This is a genomic window from Streptomyces sp. NPDC055239, assembly GCF_053606205.1.
The window spans coordinates 220,982-230,347 of the sequence record NZ_JBSGRD010000001.1 but is presented as its reverse complement, the minus strand read 5'-3'; the positions used below and the strand labels follow the sequence as shown (position 1 = coordinate 230,347).

Here is a 9,366-nt window from a genome sequence, read left to right as displayed (position 1 = left end):
ACACAAGTCAAAAGGCAATGTTTTTGAGCCAGTCACCAATCTGCGCGGCGCGGCGCTCCGAAGATCCCGTGTCTGAGTTCAGTCGAAGCGAGACCCACGAGACCACTTGGAGCGTCCATGAACATCCCCGTCACCGTGCTGCGTTGGGGAGCCGCGACTGCGGCCGCCGGCGCACTGCTGTTGTCGACCGCTACTGTCGCCGGAGCCACCGAGGTGCGTGAGCCGACCGCGCCGAAGACGCAGTCGATACGGCCGGACCAGCCGCGCGAAGCGTCTCCGGCCGCCGCCTACGCCTACCGGGGCATCCAGGGCGGCAATCTGTGCCTGCTGTCGCGCTGCTCGGTCGGCGGCCACGATTCCGGGGACAATGCCGGGCCGAGCAACACCCAGGGCTTCAACCTCTGCCTGCTGGCGGTCTGCGGCGTCCGCCCCTGAGGCCGGTTCCCCGCTCAGCGGTGCTCCGGAGGCCGGCTATCGGCCTCCGGAGCAGCCAGCCTTCTGCCGGGCCGGTTAATTCCGTGAGCGCCAATACGGGTTGTCGTGGGGGAGGCTTCCGCTGACCCTGCCGTACATGCCGCCGACCATTAGCAGCAGCCCGACGGCGAAACTGAACAGCACGTTCTGCATGCGGAAGTTGAGGAAGTTGTAGCTGCTGTCGAGGGTGAACAGGCTCGCAAAGCCTGCGATGAGGAAGGCGACACCTGCCACCATGTTCACCGTGGAAGCTGCATTCCCGCCGCGGACAGAAACGGCCAGCAGCAGCGCACCCATCGCAATGGACAGGACACTCAAGGCGCCGTTCGTGCTGAGTCCCAGAGTGGTATGGCTGCCGGTGTCGAAGAAGCCAATACGGTGGACGAGCCCAAGGACGCCGAAAGCCAGCAGAAACAGGCCCATAATTCCTGCGGTGACGCGGTAGACCTGACTGAGACGGTGATCGACGGGCAGATGCTCATCGAGTTTCACGTGCCGGACAGAAGACGGTCGGGCGTGGATGACAGTCATGGCAGTGACCTCCTTGCCCCGAGTGCGACGATGCGGATCAGCAGCCAGAGGCGCTGCCTGAGCGGTTGCGTCCTCCACCAAGAATTCGATTCCAGAGTGAGGCGCGGATTGGAGCGATGTGAACAAAATTCACTATTGGAATTCGATCCGCCCTGAGCCTTGCCGTCACCGAACGCGACACATTGACCACTCCGACTCCGCTCCCGCTCCGGTGACGGCATGCCTCCGTCGCCGCACTTTCACCTCACCCCCTCCTGCACCAATCCGAACAGCCACTGGCAACGAATCAATAACGCGACCTGAAAGGCCCCGCTCGGGAGGCATGCCCCTCGGTCGGCGATGATGTCGGCATGAGGCAATCGGTGTTCATCGGCGGAAACCCGGCCGACAAGCCAGATCTGGCCGCGCTGATGAAGCAAGTAGCCGAAGGCGACGAGGCGGCATTCGGGCGGCTGTACGAGTCGGTGGCGGGCCCCGTCTTCGGCGTGGTGAGGGCTGTCGTCCGCGACGTCGCGCAGTCCGAGGAAGTGACACAGGAAGTGCTGGTGGAAGTGTGGCGTCACGCTGCCGACTACCGGCCGGAACGGGGACCGGTAATGAATTGGGTGCTCACGCTGGCCCATCGGCGCGCGGTGGACCGCGTCCGCTCGGTGGTGGCCTCCGCCGCTCGCGAGGAACGGGTGGCGCTGCGGGACCGCATGCCCGAGTTCGACGTTACCGAGGCAGAGGTCGAGGCTCGTCAGGAACGCGAAGACGTCGTGCGCTGCCTTGAGTCGCTCACCGACATCCAGCGCGAGTCGATCACATTGGCCTACTATCAGGGATTGACGTACCGCGAGGTGGCCGAACGGTTGTCCACGTCCCTGGGCACGGTCAAGACCCGTATGAGGGACGGTCTGATCCGCCTCCGCGACTGCCTGGGGGTGGCCACATGAGCTCGCCTGAACCGCACACCCTGGCCGGAGCATACGCACTCGATGCGCTGGACTCCGATGAACGTGCAGCCTTCGAAAAGCATCTGGCCCAGTGCACTGACTGCCGCCACGAGGTGGCGGAATTCGCCGCGACGGCGGGTCGGCTGGCCCTTGCCGCAAGCGTCACTCCGCCTCCGGCACTCAAACAGGCGGTGTTGAGTCAGATCCCCAACGTCCGCCAGGAACCGCCGCGTCCGGCGCACGAGACAGACAGCACGCCCACGCCCCGGAGCACAACGTGGCTTCGCAACTTCATGCTGGCCGCCTGTCTGGCAGCTGCGGCCCTTGGCGGCGTGGCGACCTGGCAGCATCAAGAAGCCCAGCAGGCACGCGCGCAGGCGAGTCAGGCCCGGGCCGGTGCCGATCAGGTGGCGTCCGTGCTCGCCGCCGGTGACGCGCGCACGCACGCTGCCTCTCTGTCCGACGGCGCCCGCGGCGCAGTGGTGACTTCGGCCAGCCAGAACCGTGCGGTCTTCACGGCGTCCGGCCTCGATGCCCCGCCCAAGGACAAGGTCTACGAACTCTGGTTCAACGACGAAGGCACCATGCGCCCGGCGGGACTCCTCAATCGCGACAAGAGCAACCAGGTCACCCTCATGGAAGGCGACATCGACAGGGCCACCGGGATCGGCATCACCGTCGAGCCTGCCGGAGGCTCCAAGACGCCGACGCTGCCACCGGTCGGATTGATCGACTTCCCCGCATGACCACGGAGGTGACCGAGGGCGCGGTCCGGTCCGTCCCGGGCCGCGCCCCTTGCCAGTTCAGTTGCTGATGCCTACTTCTTCGGCATCAAGACGGTGTCGACGAGGTTGACGGTGGCGTTGGAGGTCTTCACGTCGCCGCACACGATGTTGGCCGAGTCGTTGACCTTGTACTTCATGTCCGACCCGGAGGTGGTGAGAGTGCTGCCCTCCAGTGTCTTGAACGTGCCGTCCTTGAGCTTGTCCGTAGGGATCTTCTCGCCCACGACGTGGTAGGTCAGGACCTTCGTCAACTGGGCCTTGTCGGCGAGCAGTTTGTCCAAGTCGGCCTTGGGGATCTTCTCGAAGGCGGCGTTGGTCGGCGCGAAAACGGTGATGTTCTTGGCGTTGTTGAGGGTGTCCACGAGTCCGGCCTTCTTCACGGCCGTCACCAGGGTGGACAGTTCCGGGTTGTTGGACGCGGCCGTGGCGACGGGGTCGTCGGCCATGCCATCGGCGCTGCCCTCGCCCTCCTTGGGCAGGGATGAGCATGCAGGCCCGTAGGCTTTTTCGGCTGTGCTGGGTGCAGCGCTTGCTACTGCCGGACCGATGATGCCCAGGGAGAGGGTCAGGGCAGCAGCGGACGCCACTGAGGCGCGGGAAAGAGCGGTGGTGTTCATGGGAGGTTCCTCCCGGAGAGGGTCCGGGCGGTGTCGTCGCGCCCGGAGATACGGGGGCGTGAGCGACGGGCCTCACGCCATGCCCGGACGCCGATTTCCCCCAGAGAAGAACTGTTCCGACCGGGATCCAGACTTTGCTCTGACAGCCTAGCCAGGTGACGTATGCGACGCATGTGCAGCGTGTTGGCCAGCGAAAACGCGCCCTATTGCCGTCGCTGCACCCCCTTGTGCACGTGCCTTTCGATTCGCCGCAGAACATGTCTTCAGCATCAATCCGGCCACCCGCCTGAGCCATCGCCAGGACATCCCCTCCCCCAAAAAGAATGCGCCCCGTTGATGCCTCGTTCGCGGCATCCCACACCCAGGAGCGTGGCCAGGTCTCCAAACGTTTGGTTTCCACACGCCAGGGGCTACACCAGCAACGGTCAGCCAGGCTCAGCTTCGGGAGAGGTGAAGCACTGGGCGCTGGGGCATGCGGGTGGGGAACTGGTTTCGTCGGCATGCCAACATGGGGAGGCAGGTACTTCTGGGGTCGAATCGAGCCCGTGACGACATCTGCGAAACTCTGGGTGCGCCTGCCGCTGGGCGCGTTGAGCGGGCTGCTGGCGGGGTTCTCGGCGCTCGCCGTCGCCGAGTTGGTTTCTGCCGCGGTCCGACCCGAAGCGGGGCCGATCATCGCGGTCGGCGGAGCTGCCATCGACCGCACCCCCACACCCGTCAAGGACTGGGCAATCCGCCACTTCGGCGAAAACGACAAGTTGGTCCTGCAGCTCGGGATCCTGGGGACGTTGGCCTTGCTCGCCGTGGTTCTGGGCATCGTGGCCTTGCGGTACCAGCGAGTCGGCGCGGCGGGGGTGCTGCTGTTCGGTGTGATCGGCGGGGCCGCCGCCCTGACACGGCCCGATTCATCGGGGTTCGCCGACGCGCTGCCCTCAGTAGCAGGCGCGGTGGTGGGAGCTGCACTGCTCTACTTCCTCATCGGGAGACTGACCGCCCACAGTCGGCCCCGGCGATCAGATCCGGGCCTGGACCAAGGCCCCAGGTGGGATCGCCGCGGGTTCGTGATCACAGCTTCCGCGGCAGCAGCCGCCTCCGTCGGCGTGGGTGCGCTGGGCCGTCACCTCAACGGCAATGCGGCACAAGCGGCGATCGAATCCCGCAAGTCGGTGCGACTGCCCGCTCCCGCGTCCCCGGCACGGACCCTGCCCGCCGGCACGCAGCTCAAGGTTCCGGGCATCAGCTCGTTCAGAACCTCCAACAAGGCGTTCTACCGTGTCGACACCGCCCTGGTGGTGCCCAAGGTAAACGCGAACACCTGGCGTCTGCGCATCCACGGAAAGGGCGTCTCCCGCCCGCTCACCCTCACCTTCGACGACCTGCTCCGACGTGAACTGATCGAGCGTGAGATCACGCTGACGTGTGTGTCGAACGAGGTCGGTGGCCCCTATGTCGGCAACGCACGGTGGCTTGGCGCGCGATTGGCCGACATCCTGTCCGACGCCGGCGTGCGCCCTCCGTCCAAAGGCGGACCTGCCGACCAGCTCGTCGCACGCTCCGTGGACGGCATGACGCTGGGCACCCCCGTCGAGACCGTCATGGACGGCCGTGACGCGATGCTCGTGGTGGGGATGAACGGGGAGGCGCTGCCATTCACCCACGGCTTTCCCGTCCGGATGCTCGTACCCGGTCTCTACGGGTACGTCTCGGCGTGCAAGTGGATCCAGGACATCGAGCTCACCACCTTCGACGACTACGACCCGTACTGGGTCAAGCGATCCTGGGCCCGGAAGGCGCCGATCAAGACCCAGAGCCGTATCGACACCCCAAAGCCGCTGGCACGGATCAAGGACGGCACGGTGATGGTCGCCGGGGTGGCCTGGGCCCAGCACCGCGGCATCGACCGTGTCCAGGTACGCATCGACGACGGCCCCTGGGAGAACGCCAAACTCGCGGTCGAAGCCAACATCGACACCTGGCGTCAGTGGTCCTACGCCTGGAGGACGACTCCCGGGAGCCACAGCGTGACCGTCCGCGCCACCGAACGTGGCGGCCAGGTCCAGACCGAGAAGCGGACCGGCACCGTCCCCGATGGGGCCAGCGGCTGGCCGTCTGTCGTCGTCACCGTCGACTGATGCGAGGGGATCCTGCTGGGGTCCCCCTGGCAGGCACCGCCGTACGTCATTTCCTGCGTTCCAAGAGCCAGTACGTCCGCGTCGTAGTGTGCGGGGCCGAGGATCTGGCCGGGTGCTGTCGCTGGAAGCGGCGGATCGGCCGGACCGCGCATTCCCGGGTCCGCTGGACGACTGAGCGTCTCTTCCATCGGCCTTCCCGGATTAGTTCACTGGCCGAGGCTGCAGCTTCGAAGTGCTCATGGAGTGTGGCCGTGAGTTCCTGGTCCAGGACAGTAGGCTCTGCACGTCCTACCAGCCGAAGCCGGCCGAATTTGGCTCGTGACCGTGCTCGGGTACTGGGAGCTGACGACCCCGAGACCCTCCACGCTCGGTACTGGCATGCTTTCTGCACGGCTGAGGCGGGTGACGTGACAGCCGCGAGCGAGCTGTACGCCGATCTGGTTCGCGACCGGAGTCGCGTACTCGGCCCCGACCACCCCGGCACCCTGCATACGAAGCACCAGCACGCCCGCTACACGGCTACGGCAGGATGACGAGGCTAGGACTTGTCCAGGCCGCGTATCGAGTACGCCAGCAGGATTTCGCTGTCTGACCTGCGGGTTTCATTGGGCGGCTGAGACGGCGAAAGGGGGCGGTCACTCGGCATGAGCGCCCCATTCGTCGTGCACCGACTATCTTCCACGGGCGGCCGACGGGGCGCGGTGCGCGGGGAGAGCCTGGGCCTGGCTTACGACGACTTGGACCTCGCCCTCGCATCGCTCCTGATGCGGGCGTGACCTTTGACGACACTGCGTAGACCGAGTTGGACAGATTCGTAGAGATGGGTGGCTTCTCCTGAAGGGTTCGACAGAAGGGCAGAAAAGTGAAGCAATCCAGTGATAACGGCGGCTACGAATTACCCGTACACAGGGAGGTGATGGCGAGATGACGGACGAAGAGTTCGACGAACGGATGGCTCAAGCCCGTGGGGAAATCCGAGCGAGGATCTTTGCCCCGCCCCCTCCCCAGTACGAGCGGGACGACGACACCTATGCCGAACGGGCGCGGCACACAGAATTCGAGGCCTGCGCCCACTGAACAACACCCCGGCGAGTCGCGCCTCTCCCCTGAACGCCACTCCGGCCGTCCCTGGAACGCCTCACGACCTACCCAGTCAGGTCCTTAGTAGAGGCATGCCACCTTCTTCAACCGCACGCGTTCGGTCGCACCTAGGGCTATCGGACAGGCAGTGCGGTTGGGCATGACGGGCGAACTGGATCACTGGCAAGCCGCAGCCGCCCGCCCGCCGCAGAGGCGGAGTCCACACATCCCGGTGGCCGAGCCCGACCTGCCGACGGCCAGTGAGGCACGTCGGTAGCGTGCGCACGCCTGATCGCAGAGCCTGGGGCGGCGCCATGCGCACGGGACTCAAGTACGCAACTGTGCGAGCCGTGGTGTTCCGAGCCATCAAACAGGGCAGCCGCACCTACGCGACGCCTCACCGCTCCTCAGCTGGCCGGAGACAGCAGAAAGACTTTCACTCGAACAGTTCGACCACAGCCCGTGCCGCTTGGTGCCGTTCCCTCGATAATGACCTCAGGTTCGCAAATCTCAGCAACGCCCAGTCGACCCACCGGGGACATGATGCACCGTCAGGAAGGTCAGCAATAGGTCAGCATCAGCCCCGCCGGTCCCCGCCCCGGACCGCCAAGAATCGCCAAGATCGATAACTAGACACACTTGGCCTGACCTGCAAAGACACAGGCCAGAGGCTTAGCTGCTAATCTCATCAGGAGGTACAGATGAAGATGCTGATCAACGTCGCGGAGACCGTCGTGGCGGACGCGCTGCGGGGCATGGCGGCCGCGCATCCCGACCTGACGATCGACGTCGAGAATCGCGTGATCGTACGCAGGGACGCTCCGGTCGAGGGGAAGGTGGCCCTCGTCTCCGGCGGAGGGTCGGGGCATGAGCCGCTGCACGGCGGGTTCGTGGGGCCGGGGATGCTGTCGGCCGCCTGTCCCGGTGAGGTGTTCACCTCGCCCGTGCCGGATCAGATGGTGCGGGCCGCCGCCGCCGTGGACAGCGGGGCGGGGGTGCTCTTCGTCGTGAAGAACTACACGGGGGACGTCCTCAACTTCGACATGGCCGCCGAGCTCGCCGAGGACGAGGGCATTCAGGTCGCCAAGGTGCTCGTCAATGACGACGTCGCCGTCACCGACAGTCTGTTCACGGCCGGGCGGCGCGGCACCGGGGCGACTCTCTACGTCGAGAAGATCGCGGGCGCGGCGGCCGAAGAGGGCATGCCGCTCGAGCGGGTCGAGGCGATCGCGCGGCAGGTGAACGAGAACGCGCGGAGTTTCGGGGTCGCCCTGAGCGCTTGTTCCACGCCTGCCAAGGGCAGCCCCACCTTCGATCTGCCCAGCGGCGAGCTGGAGCTCGGCGTCGGCATTCACGGCGAGCCCGGTCGCGAGCGGCGCCCGATGATGACGTCCAGCGAGATCGCGGACTACGCCGTGGACGCCGTACTCCAGGATCTCAACCCTCGTAACCCCGTGCTCGTGCTCGTCAACGGCATGGGGGCCACTCCCCTGCTCGAGCTGTACGGCTTCAACGCCGAGGTCCAGCGCGTTCTCGCCGAGCGTGGTGTCGTCGTGGCGCACACTCTCGTCGGCGACTATGTGACCTCGCTGGACATGGCCGGGGCCTCAGTCACCCTGTGTCAGGTCGACGAGGAGCTGCTGCGGCTCTGGAACGCTCCGGTGCGTACGGCCGGGCTCCGCTGGGGTAGTTGATACCCCGGCCGTCATCACGTACGGCCGTCATCACGTACGAGATACCCAACTGTTCTCTCGCGACTGTTCTATCGCGTCTATCGCGCAAGGAGTTTCCGTGCTCGACTCCGCATTCTTCCGCCGGTGGCTGGCCTCGTCCGCCGCACTCGTCGACCGGGAGGCGTCGCGGCTCACCGAGCTGGACTCGCCGATCGGCGATGCCGACCACGGCAGCAACCTGCAGCGTGGGTTCACCGCCGTGGCGGCCACTCTGGAGAAGGAGGCGCCCGCGACTCCCGGGGCCGTACTGACCCTGGCGGGGCGGCAGTTGATCTCCACCGTGGGGGGTGCGTCGGGGCCGCTCTACGGGACGTTGCTCCGGCGTACCGGCAAGGCCCTCGGTGACGCCGCCGAGGTCAGCGAGCAGGAGTTCGCCGACGCACTGCGCGCAGGCGTCGACGCGGTCAGCGCGCTCGGTGGCGCCGCGCCCGGCGACAAGACCATGCTGGACGCCCTGGTCCCCGCGGTCGACGCGCTCGCGGAGTCCTTCGGCGCGGCGCGCGACGCCGCCAACGAAGGCGCGCTCGCCACGACGCCGCTGCAGGCACGCAAGGGGCGGGCCAGTTATCTGGGCGAGCGCAGCATCGGGCACCAGGATCCCGGTGCGACCTCCTCCGCGCTCCTCTTCGACGCGCTCGCGCAGACCGCGGAGGCCGGAAATGAGTGACGACAAGCTGGTGGGCATCGTCCTGGTCTCGCACAGCGGAGCCGTCGCCGAATCCGTCGCCGCACTGGCCACGGGGCTCGCGGGCGGCGGGGCGACCGCGCCCGTGGCCCCGGCCGGCGGCACCGAGGACGGCGGCCTCGGCACCAGCTCGGAGCTCATCGCCCAGGCCGCCGCGAAGGTGGACCGGGGCGCGGGCATCGCGATCCTCACCGACCTGGGCAGCGCGGTCCTCACCGTGAAGACGCTGCTCGCCGACGGCGACGAGCTCCCGGACGGCGCCCGCCTGGTGGACGCCCCGTTCGTGGAAGGCGCGGTCGCGGCGATGGTGACCGCTTCGGCGGGCGCCGACGTCGACGCGGTGGAGGCCGCGGCGGCTGAGGCGTACACCTACCGGAAGGTCTGACCCCTACCA

At 66.8% G+C, this 9,366-nt stretch carries 11 protein-coding genes; 9 read left to right on the top strand and 2 right to left on the bottom strand.

All coding sequences use genetic code 11. The annotated features are described in order from the left end of the window. The first annotated feature begins 117 nt into the window (after positions 1–117). On the top strand, positions 118–435 hold the full coding sequence (locus ACWFRJ_RS00970) for a hypothetical protein (protein ID WP_453523619.1): 318 nt from the start codon (positions 118–120) through the stop codon (positions 433–435). Between the two features lie 75 nt (positions 436–510). Here ACWFRJ_RS00970 and ACWFRJ_RS00965 read toward each other — a convergent pair whose 3' ends face one another. Then, entirely contained in the window at positions 511–1,005 is a 495-nt protein-coding gene (locus ACWFRJ_RS00965; protein WP_453523617.1) for a DUF4383 domain-containing protein, read from the bottom strand. Between the two features lie 350 nt (positions 1,006–1,355). Here ACWFRJ_RS00965 and sigK point away from each other — a divergent pair, with 350 nt between their 5' ends. Together sigK and ACWFRJ_RS00955 are read left to right on the top strand one after the other, a co-directional pair. Then, positions 1,356–1,940, top strand: a complete 585-nt coding sequence (gene sigK / locus ACWFRJ_RS00960) for an ECF RNA polymerase sigma factor SigK (protein WP_453523614.1) — start codon at positions 1,356–1,358, stop codon at positions 1,938–1,940. Beyond that, complete coding sequence (locus ACWFRJ_RS00955) at positions 1,937–2,686, top strand: anti-sigma factor (protein WP_453523611.1); 750 nt, start codon at positions 1,937–1,939, stop codon at positions 2,684–2,686. The genes sigK and ACWFRJ_RS00955 overlap by 4 nt, the downstream gene beginning before the upstream one ends. Positions 2,687–2,757: 71 nt before the next feature. Here the strand turns inward: ACWFRJ_RS00955 and ACWFRJ_RS00950 are convergent, their stop codons facing one another. Further along, positions 2,758–3,342, bottom strand: coding sequence for a fasciclin domain-containing protein (locus tag ACWFRJ_RS00950; RefSeq protein WP_453523608.1), 585 nt, complete (start codon positions 3,340–3,342; stop codon positions 2,758–2,760). A gap of 500 nt (positions 3,343–3,842) precedes the next feature. Between ACWFRJ_RS00950 and ACWFRJ_RS00945 the strand changes: the two genes are divergently transcribed. The 6 genes from ACWFRJ_RS00945 (at position 3,843) to ACWFRJ_RS00920 (ending at position 9,357) form a co-directional block, all read left to right on the top strand. Next, complete coding sequence (locus ACWFRJ_RS00945) at positions 3,843–5,474, top strand: molybdopterin-dependent oxidoreductase (RefSeq protein ID WP_453523606.1); 1,632 nt, start codon at positions 3,843–3,845, stop codon at positions 5,472–5,474. 407 nt (positions 5,475–5,881) lie between these two features. After that, the gene (locus ACWFRJ_RS00940) at positions 5,882–6,007 is read left to right on the top strand and encodes a hypothetical protein (RefSeq protein ID WP_453523604.1); all 126 of its coding nucleotides are present in this window, start codon (positions 5,882–5,884) and stop codon (positions 6,005–6,007) included. A gap of 111 nt (positions 6,008–6,118) precedes the next feature. Further along, complete coding sequence (locus ACWFRJ_RS00935; protein WP_453523601.1) at positions 6,119–6,250, top strand: hypothetical protein; 132 nt, start codon at positions 6,119–6,121, stop codon at positions 6,248–6,250. A 1,005-nt stretch (positions 6,251–7,255) separates the two neighbouring features. After that, positions 7,256–8,248 (top strand): dihydroxyacetone kinase subunit DhaK, encoded by a 993-nt coding sequence (gene dhaK / locus ACWFRJ_RS00930; RefSeq protein WP_453523599.1) that lies wholly within the window; start codon positions 7,256–7,258, stop codon positions 8,246–8,248. A 97-nt stretch (positions 8,249–8,345) separates the two neighbouring features. Then, a complete protein-coding gene (dhaL, locus tag ACWFRJ_RS00925; RefSeq protein WP_453523596.1) occupies positions 8,346–8,954 on the top strand; it encodes a dihydroxyacetone kinase subunit DhaL in 609 nt (202 codons plus the stop codon). After that, the gene (locus tag ACWFRJ_RS00920; RefSeq protein WP_453523593.1) at positions 8,947–9,357 is read left to right on the top strand and encodes a PTS-dependent dihydroxyacetone kinase phosphotransferase subunit DhaM; all 411 of its coding nucleotides are present in this window, start codon (positions 8,947–8,949) and stop codon (positions 9,355–9,357) included. The genes dhaL and ACWFRJ_RS00920 overlap by 8 nt, the downstream gene beginning before the upstream one ends. Positions 9,358–9,366 lie beyond the last annotated feature (9 nt).

What these genes read in the sequence shown, in the direction of transcription:
- ACWFRJ_RS00970 (WP_453523619.1), top strand. Translation starts at nt 118, where the DNA reads ATGAACATCCCCGTCACCGTGCTGCGTTGGGGAGCCGCGACTGCGGCC.
- ACWFRJ_RS00965 (WP_453523617.1), bottom strand. Translation starts at nt 1,005, where the DNA reads ATGACTGTCATCCACGCCCGACCGTCTTCTGTCCGGCACGTGAAACTC.
- sigK (WP_453523614.1), top strand. Translation starts at nt 1,356, where the DNA reads ATGAGGCAATCGGTGTTCATCGGCGGAAACCCGGCCGACAAGCCAGAT.
- ACWFRJ_RS00955 (WP_453523611.1), top strand. Translation starts at nt 1,937, where the DNA reads ATGAGCTCGCCTGAACCGCACACCCTGGCCGGAGCATACGCACTCGAT.
- ACWFRJ_RS00950 (WP_453523608.1), bottom strand. Translation starts at nt 3,342, where the DNA reads ATGAACACCACCGCTCTTTCCCGCGCCTCAGTGGCGTCCGCTGCTGCC.
- ACWFRJ_RS00945 (WP_453523606.1), top strand. Translation starts at nt 3,843, where the DNA reads ATGCCAACATGGGGAGGCAGGTACTTCTGGGGTCGAATCGAGCCCGTG.
- ACWFRJ_RS00935 (WP_453523601.1), top strand. Translation starts at nt 6,119, where the DNA reads ATGAGCGCCCCATTCGTCGTGCACCGACTATCTTCCACGGGCGGCCGA.
- dhaK (WP_453523599.1), top strand. Translation starts at nt 7,256, where the DNA reads ATGAAGATGCTGATCAACGTCGCGGAGACCGTCGTGGCGGACGCGCTG.
- ACWFRJ_RS00920 (WP_453523593.1), top strand. Translation starts at nt 8,947, where the DNA reads ATGAGTGACGACAAGCTGGTGGGCATCGTCCTGGTCTCGCACAGCGGA.